Source organism: Flavobacterium gawalongense (genome assembly GCF_007097265.1).
Classification (GTDB): Bacteria; Bacteroidota; Bacteroidia; order Flavobacteriales; family Flavobacteriaceae; genus Flavobacterium; species Flavobacterium gawalongense.
The window spans coordinates 1-22,414 of record NZ_VJZP01000017.1; the positions used below are offsets into that span (position 1 = coordinate 1).

Below are 22,414 nucleotides of genomic sequence, written 5' to 3' on the forward strand. Positions count from 1 at the left end.
TATTATTCTTGCATGTTAATTTTGTTAAATTATTGATTTTCAATACATTAAACAAAAACGTCAATGGTAGTGATTTTGAATAGTAATGCGACAGCTTTACTATTCAAAATTGTATCGAGAAGTTTACAACATCAGGGTTCTCGATACATTTTATTAAAAAAAGCTATCGCATTTTTTAATAAAACACTCGAACTGACGCACAGTTAAATTGATTTATCACAGTAAATTTAAAGCCTAAATGGTATTAGATTACTGGTTCACCATAAAGTTCACAAAAGATTAAATAAATAGTGCTTGTCCGTAATAACACCTAAAAAAAATTTAGCCACGAATTACACGAATTATCACCAATTTTAAATCAAAAAAATCTGTGCTAATCCGTTTAATCTGTATAATCTGTGTGCTATTTTTTGCTGCTAGGTAACATTGCGGACAAGCATAAAATAAATTAAACCATAAAAGGCATTTAAGAACAGGTACGGTTAGTATCGAATTAACTTAAATGACCTTAAATACCTTAAAAGGAAATTAAATAAAAGAGAACTTTGTGTCTTTGTGTCTTCGTGGCGAAAAGAACTTCGTATTAAGCTAAAAAAAACGTATTTTTACAATAGTTTATTTATAGAAAAATGGAAAAACTAATCGACTTACTAAAAAAGTATGCAGTATTAAATGTCATTCCGTCTTTGGAAGAAGAGCAAGCGCAGATGTGTGAATACGTTTATACCACAAACCGATTAGAAGGCAATCAATTATCGCTTTTGCAAACTACCGAATTATTCAAAAGCGACACCATTTCTGGAAATAACATCCGAAATTTCGATATTTTAGAACAAAAAGGAATGTATCGCGCATTGAAAAGAATGCTTTTGGCGGTAAAAAACAAAGAAGAATTATCGATAAAATTGATTTTAGAATTAAATTGGTTGACTATTGGAAGCCTATGGAATGAAGATTATTATACGAATGCCAAAGAAAAAGGGCAACTCCAAAATCAATTTAAGGTTAGCCAAAACGTAATTTCCATAAAGCAAAACGGAGTTGAGAAAGAAAAAATAATGCCTTTGAGTTCTCCCGATGATGTTCAAAAAAATATGGAAGCCTTGATTGAAAATGTCAACAAAAGTGAGACTTCTGTCTTGGACAAAGCAGTTTTCCTGGCTCAAGAAATTTGGATTCATCAACCCTTTGTTGACGGAAATAAAAGAACGGGAAGACTTTTAATCAATTTTTTATTGATGAAAGAAGGTTTTCCTTTGTTTTCTTATGATACCGAAAATTTGAATTATAATAGTTTACTAGTCGAACAATATTATGATTCGAAACCTGATTTAGTAAAAAACTATATTATTGAAACCCTTTCCAAAAAAATGAATGACGATATTGTATCGTTTTCAAAAATTAAAAAAGATTTTAAAGGATTTAGATTGATGTTGTAAATCTACTTCCAAACTATAAACTTTGCGCCTTTGTGTCTTCGTGGCAAAAAGAACTTCTTATCTTTGCAAAAAATTTACAGCAATGTCTAAACAAGTTCGGGTGCGTTTTGCACCAAGTCCAACTGGACCTTTACATATTGGCGGAGTTCGTACCGCATTATTCAATTATTTGTTTGCCAAAAAAAACAATGGCGTTTTCTTCTTAAGAATTGAAGATACCGACCAAAACCGCTATGTTCCCGGTGCCGAAGAATATATTATGGAAGCGTTGGAATGGCTAGGAATTGCACCAGATGAAACCATTGGAAAAAACGAAAAATTTGGACCTTACCGTCAAAGCGAAAGAAAACACTTGTACAAACAATACGCTGATGAATTAATCAATTCCGGTAATGCGTATTATGCTTTTGATACTGCAGAAGATTTGGACGCACATAGAAAGCTAGAAGAAGAACAAGGAAAAACCTTTATATACAATCACCACAACAGAGAAAAACTAGACACTTCTTTGGTTATTTCTGCTTCAGCAACTGCCAAAAGAATTGCTGACGGTTCAGCTTATGTGATTCGTTTTAAAACTCCGGTAAACGAAACCTTGCATTTGCATGACATCATTCGTGGAGATGTAAAGTTCGAAACGAATCTTTTAGATGATAAAGTATTGTTTAAAAGCGATGGAATGCCAACGTATCATTTAGCCAATATTGTAGATGATCATTTAATGGAAACTTCTCATGTAATTCGTGGTGAAGAATGGTTGCCTTCCATGCCTTTACACGTTTTATTGTACAGAGCCTTTGGTTGGGAAGCACCGGAATTTGCACATTTACCATTGATTATGAAACCTGTTGGAAACGGAAAATTATCCAAACGTGACGGTGACAAAATGGGATTTCCTGTTTTCCCATTAGATTGGAAAACTGCAGAAGGCGTTTCATCCGGTTACAGAGAAAAAGGATTTTTTCCGGAAACCGTTATAAACTTTTTGGCATTATTGGGTTGGAATGACGGAACCGAAAAAGAATTATTCTCACTAGAAGAATTAATTCAAGCTTTTGATTTGAAAAGAGTTCATAAAGCTGGAGCGAAATTTGATCCGGAAAAAAACAAATGGTTCAATCACCAATATTTGATAAAACAAAAAGAGGAAGATTTGGCGAAAGCCTTTGCTCCTATTGTTGCTGAAAAAGGTTTCTCGACTGCGCTCGAAATGACAAAGTTGAACAAAATAGTTTCCTTAATCAAAGACCGTGCTCATTTCGTTTCGGAATTTTGGGAATTGAGTGATTTCTTTTTTGTGGCTCCAACGGTTTATGATGAAAAAGCAAGCAAAAACTGGAAGGAAGAAACGCCAGCATTAATGCAAGAATTGATTTCTGTTATAGAGGAAATTACAGATTTCACCTCAATGAATATAGAAACCATCGTTAAAGATTGGATGACAAAAAACGAAATTGGAATGGGAAAAGTAATGCAGCCATTTCGTTTGAGTTTGGTTGGCGCGCTGAAAGGTCCTCACCTATTTGATATCGTGGAAGTAATTGGAAAAGACGAAACAATCAAGAGAATTCAAAAAGCAATAGCTACTTTATAAAAAAGAACCCTTTCAGAATTTGAAACTCTGAAAGGGTTTAATGATAAAAAGCTTCTAATCCTGAAATCTGGATTGGAGGCTTTTCTTTTATAAATAAAGAATCAAATTTCCATTTATAATTCCCGGATTACCTTTGAAATTTACTCCTAAATTTTTGTTTTTCAAATTTTCAAGCATGTTATTGATTCCATATTGATACGAAATATTAGCTCTAAAATGACGAACACCAAAAGTGATTCCAACTGTTGGATAAAAATTAAACTTGGAAATATCTACAATATCTTTGGCCAGCAAAGTAGTTCCTGAAATTATATTATTTTCATTTTCGCTATCTACTTTAAATTTTCCGTTTACTTGAACTAAGGGTCCAAACTCTACACTCAAATGATTTTCGATCAATTTATAACTCAATTGTAATGATATTTGAGCAGAAGCCAGTTTATAATTTACATCTTCATTTGCTAAAAAAAGACTTTTTGTAGCAACTGAAAAATTATTTTCGCTAAACTGCATTGCGTAAACCATATCCCAATCATTGTAAAAATTTCCTCGCATAGAAAGTCCTGCATTCCATCCTGTTCCAGGTTTGGTCTGGAAATTATTAGTGTTCAAAGTAAATTGATTGACACCAAAACTAATCCCAATTCTGTTAGAATCCCTATAGTCGTATTGAGCAAAAACAGTTATCGAAATCAAAATAAAAACTAAAGTAAAATATCTCTTTTTCATAAAATTAGATTAAACAAAGACAAACCTAAAGTTTTTTTGTAATTTAACAGTAATTTTTTAACTAAATTATTCTTACTATGGACATTCCATTAATTATTTTTCTTGTATTCGGATTATTTATTTTCCTTTCTGCTTTTTTTACCGTCAAGCAGCAAACCTCTGTTGTTGTTGAACGATTCGGAAAATTTTTAAGCATTAGACAATCAGGCCTGCAACTTAAAATTCCTTTAATTGACAGAATTGCCGGACGTGTCAATCTAAAAATCCAACAGTTGGATGTTATTATTGAAACCAAAACCAAAGACAACGTCTTTGTGAAATTGAAAGTTTCAGTTCAATTTATGGTCGTAAAAGAAACTGTTTACGATGCTTTTTACAAACTGGAATACCCACACGATCAAATTACGTCTTATGTGTTTGATGTGGTTCGTGCCGAAGTACCAAAATTAAAACTAGATGATGTTTTTGAGCGAAAAGACGATATTGCCATTGCTGTAAAAAGAGAATTAAACGAAGCGATGACTACTTATGGTTACACGATTATCAATACATTGGTAACGGATATTGATCCCGATATTCAGGTAAAAAATGCGATGAACAGAATTAATGCAGCGGATAGAGAAAAAACTGTTGCAGAATTTGAAGCAGAAGCATCTAGAATTAGAATTGTTGCCAAGGCCAAAGCGGAAGCAGAAAGCAAACGTTTGCAAGGACAAGGTATTGCAGACCAAAGAAGAGAAATTGCTCGTGGTTTAGTGGAAAGTGTGGATATATTAAACAGAGTTGGGATAAACTCCCAGGAAGCCTCAGCTTTAATTGTCGTAACACAACATTACGACACCTTACAAGCCATAGGTGCAGATACAAATTCTAATTTGATTTTATTACCCAATTCCCCACAAGCTGGAAGTGATATGTTGAATAATATGATTGCTTCTTTTAGCGCATCAAATCAAGTGGGCGAAATGATGAAGAAACGCAGCAGAAAACCAAAACCGAAAATTGATGAACCTCAAACGGGTTATCAAGCACCACAAGCTCCAGAAAATCCTGAAATAGAAATATAATAAATGGAGATATTTAAATAAAAAAGAGGCTTAATCGCCTCTTTTTCTTTTTGATAACCAATTTTTAATGAAAGGAACAGCCGTTTTTAGTATAAAAGGAACCGCTGTATTTATGATAGCCCCGTAAGGATTTGATGCAGCTGCAGCTGAACTATACGTTCCCAACAGATCACTTACAATGTTTTGTGGTGTAAAGCTTTCTTTAGTTTTTTTTAGACCAAAAACCAATTTTTGATAATTGATTTCTTTTTCAATCTTCAAAATTTCAAGTTCCCTATTAATTTGAGCATATGAAGAATATTTTTTGGTTTCCATAATTTAGTCGTTAAAAAATATTTCTGAAAATTTCTCCAAAATGGGTCCTTCAATGATTTTATCTTTAACCAAAAATAAAAGTCCCGTTGAAATAAGATAAATTCCTCCAACGATTAAAAAACCCAACGCATAACTATCCAAAGCTACACCTATTGCAAAAGCAGCAGCAATAGAACAAAATAACAAAACCATGCCGAAACACAATAAAATTAATGTGAATTTCAAAATCATGGTGGTCGATTTCATTGCAACTTTAAACCCCCTTAATTTATAATAAGACACATTGCTTTCAATGTACGCATGCACTTGATCATGAATGTTCTCAGCATTTTCTTTTAATTCTTCAAAAGCCATGTTTTTGTTTTTTTAATATCAATTAGTATCAGTAACCAATATTATTTTTGAAGTTTGGCATTTTGTTCTTTCAAATCGGCCAATTTTGATTCTAAAAAAGAAATCACATCCTCCGTTTTATGACTCACATTTGAAATCAAATCTTCGTAAGTTTCTTGTAAATTATTTTTTTTGTTACAAGAAAATTTTTTTTTCAATTCATCTGATGCATCTTCAAATCTATGTCTTAAATTATTTTTTGCATCATCATAACCATCTTTAAATTTTTCTCTTGTTCTTGTACCTTTATCCGGAGCAAACAAAATTCCAATCCCAGCTCCAATGGCCGCACCAGTTAATAAAGCTATTAATGTATTTCCCGCGTTATTCGACATGATATTCCATTTTTGATTGTTAATAATCTAAAATTACGAATTTTATTAACATATCGCTGTTAACAAGCCGTTAATTTATTTTAAACAAGGTTAAAAAACGAAATAAAACACGCTATTGAAACAAATCTTTAACAAGTATATTGGAACTCGTAAAACTCAAAAAAAGGTTTTAAATCTAATTTATTTAAGTTGTTTTTAATTAATAAATCTTATAATAAATTGAATTATAATAAAAAATATCAATAATAAAAAAAGCGCCTTATAAAAAGCGCTTTTCATTGTTAAAATCTATATTTTAAATTATGTCTTATAATTTTAGATTATTTAATAATTCCAAAACTTTTTCTGTTTTTTCTGTTTTTTTTAATTCTGAAAGTTGAGTTTCGAAAAGACTGAAATTATTCAAATCATTTTGTAAATTTTGAATAGCTAAAATTCTAACGGCAGCCATTTGACTTTTTAATGACATCGTGTATAATTTTGTCAAAGACTCCTCTTCAATATCTTTTACTTGCACTTTATCGGAATAATGCAAAATTAAATTAGAAAACAACAACGAGTTATTGTCATTCTTAATATTTTTGACAATAGTCTGAATAATTAAACTGTAATTATCAATACTTTTTATGTTATCAACAATACTATTTATAATCAAATTAGCATTGTTTTCGTCCTTTTCTTTTACATATTTATTGATTTCTTTTTGAGTATTCATCAATAAATTTTCTTCTTTCTTGCCTTTTTCTTCCCATGCATCTTTCAATCCAACGGTTTTATTAAAGACAATTTTACCTTCAGTAGTATCTTTATCAACATTGAAATAACCCAAACGTTGAAATTGGAATTTTTCTCCTGATGCAACAGTTGCTAAACTTGGTTCAACAAATCCTTTGGCAATTTGTAAAGAACTAGGATTCATAAACTCCAAGAAATTTTTCTCTTTGTGACTGTCTGGTGCTTCATCAATAAACAAGCGATCATACAAACGAACTTCCGCTTCTAAAGCATGTTGTATAGAAACCCAATGTAAGGTTCCGGCCACTTTTCTTTGACTGGCTTCACTCCCACTTCCGCTTCGACTGTCTTCATCGTACGTTACATGAATTTCAATACTATTTCCTGCAGCATCTTTTACAACACTTTCTCCTTTAATAATATACCCATTTTTAAGACGCACTTCTCTGCCTAAACTCAATCGGAAAAATTTAGCCGGAGCTTCTTCTAAAAAGTCTTCTCTTTCAATGTATAATTCTCTTGAAAAAGGAACTTTTCTAAATCCTGCACTTTCATCTTCCTGATTATTTTCAGCTTCTAACCATTCTTCTTTATCTTCAGGATAATTTATAATCACCAATTTTATTGGATCTAAAACTGCCATAACTCTTGGAGCTGTTTTGTTTAAATCTTCACGTAAACAAAATTCCAAAAGTGAAAAATCAATTATATTTTCTCTTTTGGCAACACCAATTATATCACAAAATTTACGAATAGAATTCGCTGTATATCCTCTTCTTCTCAATCCTGAAATAGTAGGCATTCTTGGATCGTCCCAACCATTTACAATATTTTCCTGAACCAATTGCAAGAGTTTTCGCTTGCTCATTACGGTGTAATTCAAGTTCAAACGAGCAAACTCATATTGATGTGGTCTCACTTTTGAGTCATCGTAAATCTGGTCTAAAAACCAATCGTATAATTCACGGTGCATTACAAATTCAAGTGTACAAATAGAATGTGAAATTTGTTCGATATAATCACTTTCTCCGTGTGCATAATCATACATTGGATAGATATTCCAATCATTTCCTGTTCTATGATGATGACGGTGTAAAATACGGTACATCAATGGATCACGCATCAACATATTAGTCGAAGTCATATCAATTTTAGCACGTAAAACATGACTTCCTTCAGGGAAATCACCATTTTTCATTCCTTCGAATAAAGTAATGTTTTCTTCAACTGAACGGTTTCTATAAGGTCCATCAACTCCAGGTTGAGTTGGCGTTCCTTTTTGAGCAGCCATGTCTTCAGAAGATTGACTGTCTATATAGGCTTTTCCATTTTTAATCATGGCAACCGCCCATTCATATAACTGCTGAAAATAATCAGAAGAATACAATTCTTCGGTCCAATTAAAACCCAACCATTTCAAATCTTCTTTGATTGCATCTACATATTCCTGCTCTTCTTTGGCTGGATTCGTATCATCAAAACGCAAATTAACTGGCGCATTGTACTTTAATCCTAAACCAAAATTTAAGCAAATGGATTTAGCGTGACCAATGTGTAAATACCCATTAGGCTCAGGTGGAAAACGAAAACGTAATTTATCTTGTGGAAAACCATTAGATAAACTGTCTTCAATGATTTGTTCTATAAAATGGAGTGATTTTTCTTCGGTTGACATTTTTTTGTTTAATTTTAGCAAAGATAAAAAAAGTTTAAGGTTTAAAGTTTAAAGTTTCTCTAGAAACCTATAAAAAGTTAAAAGTTAGCACCACCAACCTTAAACCTTAAACTTTAAACAAAAATTTATGGGATTTATAAAACTAAAAAATATTAGAACCTACTCCTATCATGGCTGTTTGATTGAGGAAGGAAAAATTGGTTCTGATTATTCAGTTGATTTAAAAGTTAAAACAGATTTGAGACAATCTTCAATTACTGACAACCTTGTTGATACGGTTGATTATGTATTATTAAACCAAATTGTAGTTGAAGAAATGGCTATCAGAGCGAACTTACTAGAACATGTTGCACAACGTATTATAGCAAGAATTTTGAAAGAAGTTCCAGAAATTTCGAGAGTTATTCTAGGTGTTTCAAAATTAAATCCTCCTATTGGTGGTGACGTTGAAGCGGTTACAATAGAAATGGAAGAATATAGAAGTTAAATTAAAAATATTTCAAAGGGTTTAATAAATATTTTTTGAAATTTTTAAACTTTAAACTTTTAAACATTAAACTTTTTAAGTACTTTTGCCATCCGTTCAACTACGGCGTCGTGGCCGAGCGGCTAGGCTGGGCTCTGCAAAAGCTCCTACTCCGGTTCGAATCCGGACGATGCCTCTAAAACCTTCAAAGCAATTTGGAGGTTTTTTTATGGCTAATTTTTAAGAAAAATTAAATAAAGTTTTGGTTCGAATCCGTCCCGAAGCTTCGGGAGATGCGGCTGAAACCTTCAAAGCAATTTGGAGGTTTTTTTATGGCTAATTTTTAGGGAAAATTAAATAAAGGTATAGTTCGAATCCGGACGAATATCTAATCATTCAAAGTAATTTGGAGGTTTTTTTATGGCTAATTTTTAAGAAAAAATATAAAACATTCTCTATTGTAAACCATTAAGATATTTAGAAAATTAAATTTCATTAATAAATATTATGCTTATCGGCAATGTTACCTAGCGGCTAAAAATAGCACACAGATTATACAGATTAAACGGATTGGCATAGATTTTTTGATTGATTAATTTAAAATTAGAGTTAATTCGTGTAATTCGTGGCAAAAAACTTTTTTAGGTATTATTACGGACAAGCATAATATTTATTAATGAAACTTAATTCTTTAAAACTAAAATGAACTTATTATTCAATTTTATTAAAGTAAAAACTAAAATGGTATAAAATATTCGATAGTAAAAAAGCCTTGATTCTATATATTTAGAATCAAGGCTTTACTATTTTAATAAAGGAAAATAAGAGTTAAAATCTTTTATTTCTCAATTTTTTCGAATGCATTTTTTACCATTTCTTTTTCTTTTGGAAACCATCCTTGTGTTATTAAAACTATCCCAAAAACCATCATCACGATACTGATTCCTTTCTTAATTTTAAGGATATTATTCGGTGTTAATTTTCTTTTTAATTGTTTGGCCAATACTATTTTGATGGAATCAATAAGTAAATAAGATAGTATTACACTAATAAAAAAAGTTGTCATTCTGGACGTTTGCATTTCTAATTTTGGTCCTACAGAAATAATAATGGCTAACCAAAAACCAAGAACTCCAATATTGATAATATTTAATAAAAATCCTTTTAAAAAAAGACTTCCATAATTCTTTCTTATAATCTCATTATCTATTGCTTCAGTGTTTATTTTTTCTTCTTTTTTTAATCTTACAAAGGAAATTATACCGTAAACTAACATCAATATTCCTCCAAAAATAAAAAGAGCGGGTTTATCTTTTAAACTTTGAATTAATCTGTAACTGCCTAAATATGCTATCCCAATGAAAACAATATCGCCTAAAACAACTCCTAAATCGAAAACTAATGCGGCTCTAAACCCTTTTATAATACTCGTTTCAAGTAAAATAAAAAAAACAGGACCAACCATAAAACTTAAAAAAATTCCCCAAGGAATACCGGATAAAATATCGTTTATCATTAAAAATTAAAATTTATCAGAATAGAATTGCAAAACTATTATTTTTCTATGATTGTACCACCAATGAAAACTTCTTTATTAATTTGTTTTGGTTTTCCATAAATGTAAATCGAGCCACCAGCTTTCACTTTTGCATCAACTAAAGCGGTAGCATAGATTTCTGCTTTTCCTCCTGCAGCAACGCTTATTGATGTTTGCGAAGTATGCAATTCACTTGCTTTCAAAATTCCTCCAGATGTAATAACAACATCTTGATTTAATGCTTTTCCTGATAATTTAATTATTCCTCCTGCATTCGCTTTTACATTCACTTTATCAACATTTATATCAATGTTTATTTCTGATCCGGCTTTCGCATTCAAATCCAATATGGTTTGTTTGAACGCTGCTTCTCCTGAAATGTAACTTCCCTCGTTTGCAACAATACTTTCAATGTTTTTAAAATACAGTTTTACCACAATGTTATTACCTGATAATAATTGTGGAAATGGCATTCTGATTTTTAATTCCCCATTTTTATTTACTGTTTCCACTTCATCCGCTCTGTCCCCTGTTATAACAACTTTATTTTCTGAGGATGAAATTAATTTTACATTAATTTTATCAAATACTTTCAATTCATCAAAATCTCCTAAGTTTCTGGTTACTTGGGCATTTGTTATTTGGCTTAATAATACAAAAGCAATAATCACTAATTTTTTCATTTTTTTTACTTTAATGGTTCTTCAATTCTTCTTAAAAAATTAAAATCCAGTTGTTTTTTAACTAAATCGGCATTTTTTACTTTAACGTAAATTTCATCTCCTAATTGTAATAGTTTACCCGAAGTTGCGCCTGTTAGTGCATATTGTTTTTCGTCAAATGTGTAGTAATCGTCTTTTATATCTCGAATTCTACACATTCCTTCACATTTATTCTCTATAATTTCTACATAAATTCCCCATTCAGTAACACCCGAAATTACTCCTAAAAATTCTTGATCCTGATGATCTTGCATGTATTTTACCTGCATATATTTAATAGAATCTCGCTCCGCATTTGTAGCCAACCCTTCCATAGTTGAAGAATGAACACATTTCGTTTCATACGTTTCTTCATCTACAGATTTTCCTCCATCCAAATAATGCTGCAACAATCGATGTACCATTACATCGGGATAACGACGAATTGGTGATGTAAAATGGGAATAATAATCAAATGCTAAACCGTAATGCCCTATATTATCAGTAGAATATTTTGCTTTACTCATACTTCTGATAGCCAAAGTATCAATTAAATTTTGCTCTTTTTTACCATTGACTTCTTCCATTAAAGCATTCAATGATTTTGAAATATCTCCTTTATTACGGAAATCAATTTTGTAACCAAACTTTGCAATTACTGTTTGCATAGCAATTAATTTATCTTCATTTGGTTCATCGTGAATCCTATAAATAAAAGTTTTCTTTTGTTTTCCAATGAATTCTGCTACTTTTTTATTAGCCAAAAGCATAAATTCTTCAATCAGATGATTAGCATCTTTTGATATTTTAAAATAAACTCCCTGAGGTTCACCATTTTGATCTAAATTAAATTTTACTTCTACTTTATCAAAAGAAATTGCCCCTTCGGCCATTCTTCTTTTTCTAAAAATTTTAGCTAATTCATCGAGTTTTAAAGTAGCTGATACAATTTCCTCAGCAACTTGATATGAACTTCCAGTTATTGCAATTTCTTCCGGAATAATATCGTCTTTCGTCTCTATGATATATTGCGCTTCTTCGTAAGAAAATCGTTGGTCTGAAAAAATTACTGTTCTACCAAACCACTGATTGACCACTTGTGATTTTTCAGTAATTTCGAATATAGCTGAAAAGGTATATTTTTCTTCATTTGGTCGTAATGAACAAGCAAAATTCGATAATACTTCAGGTAACATTGGTACTACTCTATCCACTAAATAAACTGAAGTAGCTCTTTGAAACGCCTCGTCATCCAAGATTGTTCCTTCTTCAAGATAATATGAAACATCGGCAATATGAATACCAATTTCGTAATTACCATTTTCTAATTTTTTAAATGATAAGGCATCGTCAAAATCTTTGGCATCTTTTGGATCAATCGTAAAAGTCAACGTATCACGCATGTCACGACGTTTGGCAATTTCACTTGCTTCTATCGATGTATCTATTTTTTGGGCATAGGTTTCCACTTCAATAGGAAATTCAGCTGGCAAACCATATTCAGCAAGAATAGCGTGAATCTCCGTATCATGTTCTCCTGGTTTCCCTAATACTTTAATTACTTTTCCAAAAGGACTATCCGCTCTGTCTGGCCAATCTTCAATATGAACTAAAACCACATCGCCTTGCTCTGCGGCTCCTATTTTATCTTTTGGAATAAAAATATCCGTGTACATTTTTGGATTGGCTGTAGAAACAAAAGAGAAGTTTTTCTGGATATCAATGACACCCACAAAATCAGTTTTATTTCTTTCAATCACTTCAATCACTTCACCTTCAGGTCTTTTCCCTTTTCTTCTATTGTAAACATATACTTTTACAATATCTTTATCTAAAGCGTGATTTAAATTATTGGTTGGAATGAAGACATCTTCTTCTAAATCTGGACAAACAAAATAAGCTGTTTTACGACCTGTCATATCAATCTTACCTTCGTAATAATCTTTACTGACTGCTTTTACTAAATATTTTCCAGGTTCTGATTCTATAATTTTATTTTGAGAAGCCAGAATCTTCAAATCTTTTATAATTTGATTTCTGCTTTGGGTATCATCGAGTTCCAGCTTTGCACCTATTTGTTTATAATTGAATGCTTTATTAGCACTTTGCGACAATATTTTTAATATTTTATCAGAGAAATCTTTCTCTTTTTTGATCGGCTTTCTTAATCTTTTACTCATACATCTTTTCTTATAGCGTATAAAATTACGAAATAGTTAATCGTTATCAATAAACGGTTAGCAGTTTTAAAGAAAATATAACTTTACAGAATAGTTGTATCTTTATAAAAACAATTAAAATGGAAGAATTTCAAACCATTGCTATTTTTAATTATTCGCATGAAATTGTAGTTCTGAAACATATTTTAGATCAAGAGGAAATCCCTTATTTTTTTGAAAATGAAACTACATTATCCGTGGCTCCTTTTTATTCAAATGCTTTAGGCGGAATTAAATTAAAAGTTCATCTAAACGATTTTGAAAAGGTTCAGGAAATTTTAGATCATTTGAATAACAATCTAACCATCGTTTAATTCAATTTGAATGTTTTATTTTTCAAAGTTGTCAACATATATTAATATAAACAAAAAGAAAAATTAAATTTAAATTATTTTTTGGTTGTTATTATAGCTTGTTAATAGCTACAATAAATTTATTTTAAAAGGTATTGAAATGAAGTTTAAAGTTGTTATACCGACTTATCAACAATACTATTTTAGGGTAAAGGATTAGTTTTAAAGTGTTTTTAAATTTTAATTAACAATGGTTAATAATTCTAATAGAATTGTTTTTGTAAATAAGTATTTTTTGAATTTTTGTTGATAAACTACTTTTTTATAATGATAACTATTCTAAAAATTCAACAAACAAAATTTGGATTTCTAATATGGGTTTTGGATTACTTATTTTTTGGTTACAACCAAAAAAAACTTCTAATATTCTATCCAAAGTTATGAACATCTTATGTTAATTTAAAGTTAACTGAATATCAAGCAATTAAGTTTTGCTATTAACAATGTGAAAAATTAACATTTTAAATATAAAATATACATTGATCCACAGCTATTTATATATTTATTAGAATTGTTAATAAAGCCTAATCAAATAGCAATCTGATAGTTATAGAATCTACAATTTACTTTAATTTTTAATGACTTATTTGAATTAAATTAATCTATTAAAGAAAGCGAGATTTAAATTCAACAAAACTAAATTTCTTTATTTAAATTTGCACCATACAACTTAACACATTAAAAATGAAAATATCCATAGGAAACGATCACGCTGGTCCAGAATACAAACACGCCATTGTTGAAATGTTAAAAGCAAAAGGACATGAAGTAACTAATTATGGAACTGATTCTGCAGATAGTGTAGATTATCCTGATTTTGGACGTCCGGTTGCCATAGATGTTTCTGAAGGAAAAGCTGATTTTGGAATTGTTATTTGCGGAAGCGGTAACGGAATTTCAATGACAGTAAATAAACAGTCTAAAGTACGTGCTGCTTTATGCTGGATGAAAGAAATTGCAGTATTAGCCCGTCAACATAATGACGCTAATATTATCAGTATTCCTGCACGTTACACTTCAATTCCGCAAGCAGTAGAAATGGTGGAAGCTTTCTTGGATACTAAATTTGAAGGAGGAAGACATCAAACAAGAGTGAATAAAATTAGCTGTTAGTAACTATTTTTTCATAAAAATAAAATAATCCAACCGCAATTAAAATTTGGATAATTACAATTTTGTAAAACTTAAAAAGATAGTATTTTTTAGAAGTTTTATGATTGAAAATATACATGGCTAATGCCGAACCAATTGTACCGCCAAAAGCAACAAATGTTAAAAGGGTTTCTTCGGAAATCCTTTTTTTATTGGCAATTGCTAATCGTTTATCATATGCAGTAATTATAAAAGTTAAAATATTCAAGATTAAAAAACTATATAATAAAGTCATAATTGATTATAAATTTCAAGTTTAAAGCTATTATTTTAGCTAAAAAATTAATTAGACGATTTCATTTTTTTCTAATTAAACATTTTTCAAGTTAAAACATTTAAAATTATCTAATTACAGGATGACTAATATACAATTTATAGCTAAAACTGTTACAACAGCCGCAATTAATATTCAGAATACGGTTCAATTATTACAAGAGGATTGTACGATTCCTTTTATTTCACGTTATCGAAAAGACAAAACCGGTAATCTGGACGAAGTGGTAATTGAGCAAATTGCCAAACTGCAAAAAGAATATGAAGTTATTGTAAAACGCAAAGAAGCGATTTTAAAATTCATTCAGCAACAAAATGCGCTTAGTCCAGAATTAGAGAAAAAAATCCAGCAAAGTTTTGATTTACAGGAACTGGAAGATTTTTATCTGCCATTCAAAAAGAAGAAAAAAACCAAAGCCGATGTCGCTCGTGAAAACGGATTAGAGCCTTTGGCAAAAATCATTATGGCGCAAAATAATGATGCTATTGATTTTATTTCAACACAGTATTTGAATGAAAATGTGATTAATGAAGAAGCGGCGCTACAAGGTGCCAGAGACATTATTGCGGAATGGATTAATGAAAATATTTATGTTCGAAAACAACTCCGAAGATTGTATCAGCGAAAAGCTACAATTACCACAAAGGTTGTAAAGACCAAAAAAGAGGATGAGAAAGCACAAAAATTTGATCAATATTTTGATTGGTCGGAACCATTAAGCAAAACGCCATCTCATCGTTTATTGGCCATGCTTCGTGCCGAAAATGAAGGTTTTGTGAAAATGAAAATCGAAGTTGATACGGATGAAGCCTATGATATTATTGATGAATTGATTTTAAAAAGCCAAAATAGCACAACGCCTCATATACAATTGGCAATTGAGGATAGTTTTAAAAGATTATTAAATCCTGCGATTTCAAATGAAGCTTTGCAAGAAGCAAAAGCCAAGGCCGATGCCAATTCTATTCAGGTTTTCGCGAATAATCTTGGACAGTTATTATTAGCACCGCCTTTGGGTGAAAAACGAATTCTGGCGATTGATCCAGGATTTAGAAGTGGTTGCAAAGTGGTTTGTCTGGACGAAAAAGGGGATTTGTTATACAATGAAACCATTTATCCGCATGCGCCTCAAAAAGAGGAAGCGATGGCAATGAAAAAAATCCGTTCGATGGTCAATTCTTATAAAATTGATGCGATTTCCATAGGAAACGGAACAGCTTCCCGAGAAACGGAATTCTTTATCAAGAAAATAGCTTTTGACAAACCCGTTCCCGTTTTTATCGTTTCTGAGGCCGGAGCATCTGTTTATTCTGCATCAAAAATTGCGAGAGAGGAGTTTCCCGATTATGATGTTACGGTTCGTGGTTCGGTTTCTATAGGGCGACGATTGAGTGATCCATTGGCTGAATTGGTGAAAATTGATCCTAAAGCCATTGGCGTAGGCCAATACCAACACGATGTTGACCAAAATAAGTTAAAAGAGGAATTGGATAACACGGTGATTCGCTGCGTGAATTCCGTTGGGATAAATATTAATACGGCGAGTAAACACTTGTTGAGTTATGTGAGTGGAATAGGAGAGAAGCTGGCCGAAAATATTGTGCAATATCGTTCTGAAAACGGTCCTTTTCAAGACCGAAAACAACTCAAAAAAGTACCGCGATTAGGAGAAAAAGCGTACCAACAAGGGGTTGCTTTTATTCGAATTTCGAATGCAAAAAATCCATTGGATAATTCAGCAGTGCATCCGGAAGCCTATGGAATTGTGGAAAAAATGGCAAAAGATTTGAAATTGACGGTGAATGATTTGATTGGCAATGCAGCAAAAACGGCTTTAATAAAACCAGAGAATTACATTACCCCAGAAATAGGTTTGCTAGGTTTAAAAGACATTATCAAAGAACTTGAAAAACCAGGATTAGATCCAAGAAAATCAGCCAAAGTATTTGAATTTGATCCGAATGTAAAAACGATAAAAGACGTAAAAACAGGAATGATTTTGCCAGGAATTGTGAATAACATTACCAATTTTGGTTGTTTTGTGGACATTGGAGTAAAAGAAAGCGGTTTGGTACATATTTCACAACTCAAAGCGGGTTTTGTGAGTGATGTGAATGAAGTAGTGAAATTACACCAACACGTTCAGGTAAAAGTGACGGAAGTCGATGAGGAAAGAAAGCGTATTCAGTTGAGTATGATAATCTAAGAATAAAAAAAAGCCTTTTCAAATTATGAAAAGGCTTTTTTTTATTTTGTTTCTTCTTCTTCTTTTTTATCAGCTGGCTGACTGTCTTTAGCAGCGTTTTTGAATTCTTTTATTCCGCTTCCTAGACCTTTCATTAGTTCTGGAATTTTTTTACCTCCAAAAAGTAATAAAACAATAGCCAATATAACAAGGATTTCTGTAACACCTAATCTTCCCATGATTGAATAATTTATTGCCGTAGCAAATTTGTAATAAATCTAAAGACAAAGGTATATAGAATTAGTTAATAGGAACTCATTTTAATTCATTTATTTGGTTTCAAAAGCGTTAAAAATTTATTAAAAATAAATTCAGGTTAAGAATAGCGGTACAAAAGCAAGCGAATACAATCAATGACAATAATTGTTATATTTGTTGAATAATAAAAAAGGATGTCCAAAAAACGGCTAAAACGGCGCAAACTTAAAGAAAATCTCTTCAATAAAAGACGTTTAATAATTTTAAACGAGGATACTTTTGAGGAAACGTTTTCTTTAAAACTTACTTTGATGAATGTCTTTGTGTTTGCTTCTTTGAGTACAATAATTATTATAACGATTACCACTTTTATCATTGCTTTTACACCTTTACGTGAATTTATTCCGGGATATTCTTCTTCTCAACTTAAAAGAGATGCAACCCAGTTGGCTTTAAAAGCGGATTCTTTGTCTTATGCTTTAAAGAAAAATGAAGCCTACATTAAATCAATTCAAAAAGTATTAACAGGAGAGTTGGAATACGCAAAATTCAATAAAGATTCCATTCTTGCAGCAACTGAAGAAGTTCAGCCTCCAGTGGATTTATCTGCTTCAAAAAAGGAATTAGAATTAAGAGAACAAGTGGACAAAGAAGAGAAAAATCCCCTCCCAGCCTTCCCGAAGGGGAGTAGCAGAAAAACGAAATAAAAAAACATCTTTTCAATTTTTTAAAGAACATAAATGTCAATAAAATCAGTTGCAGCAAAACTATTTGCACTTAAAATTTATAAAAAAACGCAAGCTTGGGCCAATAATCCCGTGGAAACCCAAAACAAGGTTTTACAACAATTAATCAAAGAAGCTAAGGGAACTGAATTTGGCATCGACCACCATTTTCATACTATTAAATCAAGTGCCGATTTTGCGGTTAAGGTCCCTATTCGGGATTATGAAGAGTTGAAACCGTATGTTGATAAGGTGGTAAAAGGGGAGGAAAACATTCTTTGGAAAGGGAAACCGTTGTATTTTGCAAAAACATCGGGAACAACATCTGGAGCAAAATATATTCCGTTGACCAAGGAATCGATGCCTTTTCATATTGAAGCGGCTCGAAATGCTATTTTGCATTATATTCATGAAACGGGAAAAGCGGATTTTATTGACGGAAAAATGATTTTCCTTCAAGGAAGTCCTATTCTGGAAGAAAAGTACGGTATAAAACTGGGAAGATTATCTGGAATTGTAGCTCATTTTGTTCCAAAATATTTACAAAAAAACCGAATGCCTTCTTGGGAAACGAATTGTATTGAAGACTGGGAAACCAAAGTAAATGCGATTGTTGAAGAAACATTCAATGAAAATATGACGGTGATTTCAGGAATTCCATCTTGGGTGCAAATGTATTTTGAAAAATTACAGCAAAAAGGAGGGAAGCCGGTGGGAGAAATCTTTAAAAACTTTAATTTGTTTATTTACGGAGGTGTCAATTACGAACCGTATCGCGCTAAATTTGAAAATCTAATAGGCAGAAAAGTAGATAGTATTGAATTATTTCCTGCTTCGGAAGGATTTTTTGCCTATCAGGATTCCCAAAAAGAAAAGGGTATGTTGCTGCTTTTGAACGCTGGAATTTTTTATGAATTTATAAAAAGTGACGAATTCTATGCCGAAAAACCAATACGTTATACCATTGGTGAAGTGGAATTAGGTGTGAATTATGTTTTAATAATTTCTACCAATGCTGGACTTTGGGGTTATAATATTGGTGATACCGTCCAGTTTACTTCATTAAAACCCTATCGTGTGATTGTGTCGGGAAGAATCAAGCATTATATTTCGGCTTTTGGAGAACATGTTATTGGAAAAGAAGTAGAAAGTGCGTTGCAGGAAGCTATAATTGGGACTACTATTCGAATAAATGAATTTACTGTTGCACCACAAATCACACCAACGGAAGGATTACCGTATCACGAATGGTTCATTGAATTTGAGAACGAACCGGAAGACAGCGCAACTTTTGCGGAAGCGATAGACAATGCTATGCGAAAACAAAACGTATATTACGACGATTTGATTGTGGGACACGTATTGCGAAAAGTTGTGATTACGAAAGTGGCCAAAAACGGGTTTCAGGATTATATGAAATCGATAGGCAAACTGGGCGGGCAAAATAAAATCCCAAGACTTTCTAATGATAGAAGCATTGTGGATTTATTAAACAAAAAATAAAAAGTTTACATTTGAGTTTTAGAAAATAAAAAATAATGAAAGAGACTAAACATATATCGAGATCCAGAGCACAGGAATCATCAGCAGCCATTGAAAAAATGTACATCACGATGCGTCATTTGTTTAATAGAGGATTTTATAAACCGATGGGTGTCTCAGGTGATACTTTGAGAGAAGCTTTGTTGGCCTTACGTCCAGAAATCTACGGAAATATTGGCGAAGAAAAAGTGGAGTTAAATGGTCTTTTGTATGTTATAGAACGGCTGCCTACAGGAATTGAAGAATGTAGATTCATTAATTTAACTTCGGATGAAGGGTATTCCAAATCCCATTTTCAAGCTATTGTTCCACCAAAAAGGCGCCGTAATTGTTATCGAATTGACGAGGAGCAAATGAATGTGGAAATTACGCGTGGACGTTCAGACATCTATGATATTTTGACGCATTTAACGTTCATTTTTATTGAATCCCATAAAATAAGAAACAGGGTTTTACTTGATGATGCAGGAGAAGTGTCGCGCGATTGGTTTAAACTGGAACAAGCTGTTTCCCAAAACAAAAAATTGACTCTTGTAGAAAAAGAAAAAGCGATTTCACATGCATCAAACATTCTAGGGAGGACATTTGAGGAAGTTTTAGATATTTATGACACATTTGGATCCGTAACAACACCAGATCGCTTTTTACATGTTATTTATTGGTTGGGGAAATTAGCCATAGAAGAAATTGTTGATGACAACAAAAGAACCATAACATTCAGCCCTATTTTAAGAGAACGATTGGGGCATCATATTCATGGCGAAATATGGGCAACGAACATCAAGGAGGTTTTGAAAGAAAATCAACTTTTAGATCGCCCAATTCATGTGATTAGCGCCAATATGCACAGTGTAATGAACTCTATATTTGCGATGCCATCATTAAAAACAAAGTTTAAAGACAAATCAGATTTCTTTATTTATGAAGAATTGAGTAAATCAGGTGCTTATGAAGTTCGCAATCAAGTGGAAGAAGTGGCTTTGAAATACGGAATGATTTCGTTACCGGATACTTCAGGAACTAATATAGATGTGCAAATTTTTGATACTGCCAAAATCGACTGGGCCAAAACCTCATTTCCAACAGCAAATACAGCAGATAAAAAACCGGTGTTAATTGTCATGGATTACGCTTTTGGCGAGCAAGCGTATGAAACGATTGACGAATTATTAAAACCGTATAAAAAAGAGACCTTATTGAATGTGGAATCGGTTTCCATCATGGGAAAAGCGGGGATTCTGGAAGGTGGAAAAGGAGATATCATGATTCCGAATGCGCACATCAATGAGGGAACGGCAGATAATTATTTTTTCCACAATGAATTATCGGCAGCAATGTTTGAAGGGAATGATATTGCAGTTTTTGCAGGACCAATGGTTACTGTACTAGGAACGTCATTACAAAACAGGGATTTATTAAAGTTTTTTCACGAATCGACTTGGGGTGTTATTGGTTTAGAAATGGAAGGTTCCTATTATCAAAAAGCCATTCAATCGGCATCAAAAATCAGAAAAAGCGTTCCTCTGGATATAAAAGTAAGATATGCTTATTATGCATCAGATAATCCACTAGAAACAGGAAGCACATTGGCTTCTGGCGGACTGGGAACCACAGGTGTAAAACCAACGTACTTGATTACCATTAAGATATTGGAACAAATTTTCAACGCAAAATAGAATAGTAGAATGAATAAAAACGTACCCAATAACCTGGAGGATCAGGAGATTGATTTATCGCAAATTTCTAAGAAAATTAGGAGTCTTCTTCAAAGATTTAATACCTTTTTATTCAGATGTATTCAGTTTTTTGTAAAAAATGGGATTGTAGTTTCGATTTTGTTGATAGTTGGAGTAGGTTTAGGATTGTTTTTAGACCAAACAGAAAAAAACTATGAACATCAAATTATAGTTGCACCAAATTTTAAATCAACGGATTATTTATATTCTAAGATTGATTTATTAGCCTCTAAAATTGCAGAAAAAGATTTTTTTTTTTTAAAGTCAATTGGCATTAAAAATACACAAGAAATTAATAAAATTTCAATTGAACCTATTGTCGATATATACAAGTTTATTAACAATGAGGGTCAAAATTTAGAACTATTGCAACTAATGGCACAAAATGGGGATTTAAAAACAATAGCTAAGGAAACCTCAATAAGTAAGAACTATGATTTTCATACAATTATCCTTTCGACACAAGGAATAACAAGCCAAAAAAGAACGGTTGAACCGATATTAAACTATTTGAATACAAGTCCTTATTTTAGAGGGGCTCAAAAAATTTCAATTAGTAATATTCGACAAAATATAAAAACGAAAGAAGGAATTATAGCTCAAATAGATGGAATATTGGATCAGTATTCAAGTTCCAATGGCAATCGTCAAAAAAGTGACAAACTCATTTATTATAATGAAAATACACAATTAAATGACATTATAAAAACCAAGGATTCCTTAACTAAGGATATTGGAACATTAAAAATACAGTTATTTAATTCTGATAAAATAATAAAAGATTGTACAGTTATAATGAATATCCAAAACACTAAATCCATAAATGGCAAGCTTAAGTTTGTATTGCCGGCGGTTTTAATTCTTGGGTTTATTTTTATAAGTTTTTTCATTTCTTTTTATAGAAAACAATCCTTAAAGACGGAACAAAACAGTACAATTTAGGTGTAAAAATAGATTTATAATTACAACTGATTTTAACAAGAT

21 protein-coding genes and 1 tRNA gene are annotated in these 22,414 nt (G+C 31.8%); 12 read left to right on the top strand and 10 right to left on the bottom strand.

Annotation, left to right across the window (positions count from 1 at the left end; all coding sequences use genetic code 11):
* Positions 1 to 629 precede the first annotated feature (629 nt).
* Both FNW38_RS10165 and gltX read left to right on the top strand, forming a co-directional pair.
* Positions 630 to 1,439 (top strand): Fic family protein, encoded by an 810-nt coding sequence (locus FNW38_RS10165; protein WP_144066687.1) that lies wholly within the window; start codon positions 630 to 632, stop codon positions 1,437 to 1,439.
* Positions 1,440 to 1,521: 82 nt separating this feature from the next.
* On the top strand, positions 1,522 to 3,033 hold the full coding sequence (gltX, locus tag FNW38_RS10170) for a glutamate--tRNA ligase (protein WP_144064536.1): 1,512 nt from the start codon (positions 1,522 to 1,524) through the stop codon (positions 3,031 to 3,033).
* Between the two features lie 87 nt (positions 3,034 to 3,120).
* On the opposite strand, the gene FNW38_RS10175 is transcribed toward gltX, so the two are convergent.
* Positions 3,121 to 3,762 (bottom strand): porin family protein, encoded by a 642-nt coding sequence (locus FNW38_RS10175; protein ID WP_144064535.1) that lies wholly within the window; start codon positions 3,760 to 3,762, stop codon positions 3,121 to 3,123.
* Positions 3,763 to 3,839: 77 nt separating this feature from the next.
* Between FNW38_RS10175 and FNW38_RS10180 the strand changes: the two genes are divergently transcribed.
* Positions 3,840 to 4,829, top strand: a complete 990-nt coding sequence (locus FNW38_RS10180; RefSeq protein ID WP_144064534.1) for an SPFH domain-containing protein — start codon at positions 3,840 to 3,842, stop codon at positions 4,827 to 4,829.
* 30 nt (positions 4,830 to 4,859) lie between these two features.
* Here the strand turns inward: FNW38_RS10180 and FNW38_RS10185 are convergent, their stop codons facing one another.
* The 4 genes from FNW38_RS10185 to FNW38_RS10200 form a co-directional block, all read right to left on the bottom strand.
* On the bottom strand, positions 4,860 to 5,144 hold the full coding sequence (locus tag FNW38_RS10185; protein WP_143387284.1) for a DUF6327 family protein: 285 nt from the start codon (positions 5,142 to 5,144) through the stop codon (positions 4,860 to 4,862).
* Between the two features lie 3 nt (positions 5,145 to 5,147).
* A complete protein-coding gene (locus tag FNW38_RS10190) occupies positions 5,148 to 5,498 on the bottom strand; it encodes a phage holin family protein (protein ID WP_143387285.1) in 351 nt (116 codons plus the stop codon).
* Between the two features lie 41 nt (positions 5,499 to 5,539).
* Complete coding sequence (locus tag FNW38_RS10195) at positions 5,540 to 5,872, bottom strand: YtxH domain-containing protein (protein ID WP_143387286.1); 333 nt, start codon at positions 5,870 to 5,872, stop codon at positions 5,540 to 5,542.
* 307 nt (positions 5,873 to 6,179) lie between these two features.
* Positions 6,180 to 8,282, bottom strand: coding sequence for a glutamine--tRNA ligase/YqeY domain fusion protein (locus tag FNW38_RS10200; protein WP_144064533.1), 2,103 nt, complete (start codon positions 8,280 to 8,282; stop codon positions 6,180 to 6,182).
* Positions 8,283 to 8,409: 127 nt separating this feature from the next.
* On the opposite strand from FNW38_RS10200, the gene folB reads away from it, so the two are divergent.
* Positions 8,410 to 8,769: a dihydroneopterin aldolase gene (folB, locus tag FNW38_RS10205; protein ID WP_143387288.1), complete on the top strand. Its 360-nt coding sequence runs from the start codon at positions 8,410 to 8,412 to the stop codon at positions 8,767 to 8,769.
* 104 nt (positions 8,770 to 8,873) lie between these two features.
* A tRNA-Cys gene (locus FNW38_RS17490) sits at positions 8,874 to 8,944 on the top strand.
* A 642-nt stretch (positions 8,945 to 9,586) separates the two neighbouring features.
* Here FNW38_RS17490 and FNW38_RS10210 read toward each other — a convergent pair.
* The 3 genes from FNW38_RS10210 to rnr are packed head-to-tail and all read right to left on the bottom strand — an operon-like array spanning position 9,587 to position 13,166.
* A complete protein-coding gene (locus tag FNW38_RS10210; protein ID WP_143387289.1) occupies positions 9,587 to 10,264 on the bottom strand; it encodes a LysE family translocator in 678 nt (225 codons plus the stop codon).
* Positions 10,265 to 10,302: 38 nt separating this feature from the next.
* Positions 10,303 to 10,968, bottom strand: a complete 666-nt coding sequence (locus FNW38_RS10215; protein WP_144064532.1) for a head GIN domain-containing protein — start codon at positions 10,966 to 10,968, stop codon at positions 10,303 to 10,305.
* Between the two features lie 5 nt (positions 10,969 to 10,973).
* On the bottom strand, positions 10,974 to 13,166 hold the full coding sequence (gene rnr / locus FNW38_RS10220; protein ID WP_144064531.1) for a ribonuclease R: 2,193 nt from the start codon (positions 13,164 to 13,166) through the stop codon (positions 10,974 to 10,976).
* 119 nt (positions 13,167 to 13,285) lie between these two features.
* Here rnr and FNW38_RS10225 point away from each other — a divergent pair, with 119 nt between their 5' ends.
* Both FNW38_RS10225 and rpiB read left to right on the top strand, forming a co-directional pair.
* Positions 13,286 to 13,519, top strand: a complete 234-nt coding sequence (locus FNW38_RS10225; RefSeq protein ID WP_143387292.1) for a DUF2007 domain-containing protein — start codon at positions 13,286 to 13,288, stop codon at positions 13,517 to 13,519.
* A 723-nt stretch (positions 13,520 to 14,242) separates the two neighbouring features.
* Positions 14,243 to 14,671, top strand: a complete 429-nt coding sequence (gene rpiB / locus FNW38_RS10230) for a ribose 5-phosphate isomerase B (protein ID WP_143387293.1) — start codon at positions 14,243 to 14,245, stop codon at positions 14,669 to 14,671.
* Here rpiB and FNW38_RS10235 read toward each other — a convergent pair.
* A complete protein-coding gene (locus FNW38_RS10235; RefSeq protein WP_235890187.1) occupies positions 14,661 to 14,945 on the bottom strand; it encodes a DUF1294 domain-containing protein in 285 nt (94 codons plus the stop codon). The two genes, rpiB and FNW38_RS10235, sit on opposite strands and share 11 nt — an antisense overlap.
* A 121-nt stretch (positions 14,946 to 15,066) precedes the next feature.
* Here FNW38_RS10235 and FNW38_RS10240 point away from each other — a divergent pair, with 121 nt between their 5' ends.
* Positions 15,067 to 17,190 carry a Tex family protein gene (locus tag FNW38_RS10240; RefSeq protein ID WP_144064529.1) on the top strand — a complete coding sequence of 708 codons (2,124 nt, stop codon included), beginning with the start codon at positions 15,067 to 15,069 and terminating at the stop codon, positions 17,188 to 17,190.
* Between the two features lie 41 nt (positions 17,191 to 17,231).
* Here FNW38_RS10240 and tatA read toward each other — a convergent pair whose 3' ends face one another.
* Positions 17,232 to 17,408, bottom strand: a complete 177-nt coding sequence (gene tatA, locus FNW38_RS10245) for a twin-arginine translocase TatA/TatE family subunit (RefSeq protein WP_143387296.1) — start codon at positions 17,406 to 17,408, stop codon at positions 17,232 to 17,234.
* A 330-nt stretch (positions 17,409 to 17,738) separates the two neighbouring features.
* On the opposite strand from tatA, the gene FNW38_RS10250 reads away from it, so the two are divergent.
* From FNW38_RS10250 to FNW38_RS10265, 4 genes are read left to right on the top strand one after another with little or no spacing between them, the layout of a single operon-like run.
* Positions 17,739 to 18,134 (top strand): peptidase, encoded by a 396-nt coding sequence (locus FNW38_RS10250; protein ID WP_314895781.1) that lies wholly within the window; start codon positions 17,739 to 17,741, stop codon positions 18,132 to 18,134.
* Positions 18,135 to 18,167: 33 nt separating this feature from the next.
* Complete coding sequence (locus FNW38_RS10255; RefSeq protein ID WP_144064528.1) at positions 18,168 to 19,655, top strand: GH3 family domain-containing protein; 1,488 nt, start codon at positions 18,168 to 18,170, stop codon at positions 19,653 to 19,655.
* 35 nt (positions 19,656 to 19,690) lie between these two features.
* Positions 19,691 to 21,370 carry a DUF6909 family protein gene (locus tag FNW38_RS10260; RefSeq protein ID WP_143387299.1) on the top strand — a complete coding sequence of 560 codons (1,680 nt, stop codon included), beginning with the start codon at positions 19,691 to 19,693 and terminating at the stop codon, positions 21,368 to 21,370.
* Positions 21,371 to 21,379: 9 nt separating this feature from the next.
* Entirely contained in the window at positions 21,380 to 22,372 is a 993-nt protein-coding gene (locus FNW38_RS10265; protein ID WP_143387300.1) for a hypothetical protein, read from the top strand.
* The last annotated feature ends 42 nt before the right edge of the window (positions 22,373 to 22,414 follow it).

Coding starts and splice junctions, on each gene's coding strand:
- FNW38_RS10165 (WP_144066687.1), top strand. CDS start 630: ATGGAAAAACTAATCGACTTACTAAAAAAGTATGCAGTATTAAATGTC.
- FNW38_RS10175 (WP_144064535.1), bottom strand. CDS start 3,762: ATGAAAAAGAGATATTTTACTTTAGTTTTTATTTTGATTTCGATAACT.
- FNW38_RS10195 (WP_143387286.1), bottom strand. CDS start 5,872: ATGTCGAATAACGCGGGAAATACATTAATAGCTTTATTAACTGGTGCG.
- gltX (WP_144064536.1), top strand. CDS start 1,522: ATGTCTAAACAAGTTCGGGTGCGTTTTGCACCAAGTCCAACTGGACCT.
- FNW38_RS10180 (WP_144064534.1), top strand. CDS start 3,840: ATGGACATTCCATTAATTATTTTTCTTGTATTCGGATTATTTATTTTC.
- FNW38_RS10210 (WP_143387289.1), bottom strand. CDS start 10,264: ATGATAAACGATATTTTATCCGGTATTCCTTGGGGAATTTTTTTAAGT.
- rnr (WP_144064531.1), bottom strand. CDS start 13,166: ATGAGTAAAAGATTAAGAAAGCCGATCAAAAAAGAGAAAGATTTCTCT.
- FNW38_RS10215 (WP_144064532.1), bottom strand. CDS start 10,968: ATGAAAAAATTAGTGATTATTGCTTTTGTATTATTAAGCCAAATAACA.
- FNW38_RS10260 (WP_143387299.1), top strand. CDS start 19,691: ATGAAAGAGACTAAACATATATCGAGATCCAGAGCACAGGAATCATCA.
- folB (WP_143387288.1), top strand. CDS start 8,410: ATGGGATTTATAAAACTAAAAAATATTAGAACCTACTCCTATCATGGC.
- FNW38_RS10240 (WP_144064529.1), top strand. CDS start 15,067: ATGACTAATATACAATTTATAGCTAAAACTGTTACAACAGCCGCAATT.
- tatA (WP_143387296.1), bottom strand. CDS start 17,408: ATGGGAAGATTAGGTGTTACAGAAATCCTTGTTATATTGGCTATTGTT.
- FNW38_RS10255 (WP_144064528.1), top strand. CDS start 18,168: ATGTCAATAAAATCAGTTGCAGCAAAACTATTTGCACTTAAAATTTAT.
- FNW38_RS10235 (WP_235890187.1), bottom strand. CDS start 14,945: ATGACTTTATTATATAGTTTTTTAATCTTGAATATTTTAACTTTTATA.
- FNW38_RS10225 (WP_143387292.1), top strand. CDS start 13,286: ATGGAAGAATTTCAAACCATTGCTATTTTTAATTATTCGCATGAAATT.
- FNW38_RS10190 (WP_143387285.1), bottom strand. CDS start 5,498: ATGGCTTTTGAAGAATTAAAAGAAAATGCTGAGAACATTCATGATCAA.
- FNW38_RS10185 (WP_143387284.1), bottom strand. CDS start 5,144: ATGGAAACCAAAAAATATTCTTCATATGCTCAAATTAATAGGGAACTT.
- rpiB (WP_143387293.1), top strand. CDS start 14,243: ATGAAAATATCCATAGGAAACGATCACGCTGGTCCAGAATACAAACAC.
- FNW38_RS10200 (WP_144064533.1), bottom strand. CDS start 8,282: ATGTCAACCGAAGAAAAATCACTCCATTTTATAGAACAAATCATTGAA.
- FNW38_RS10265 (WP_143387300.1), top strand. CDS start 21,380: ATGAATAAAAACGTACCCAATAACCTGGAGGATCAGGAGATTGATTTA.
- FNW38_RS10250 (WP_314895781.1), top strand. CDS start 17,739: ATGAATGTCTTTGTGTTTGCTTCTTTGAGTACAATAATTATTATAACG.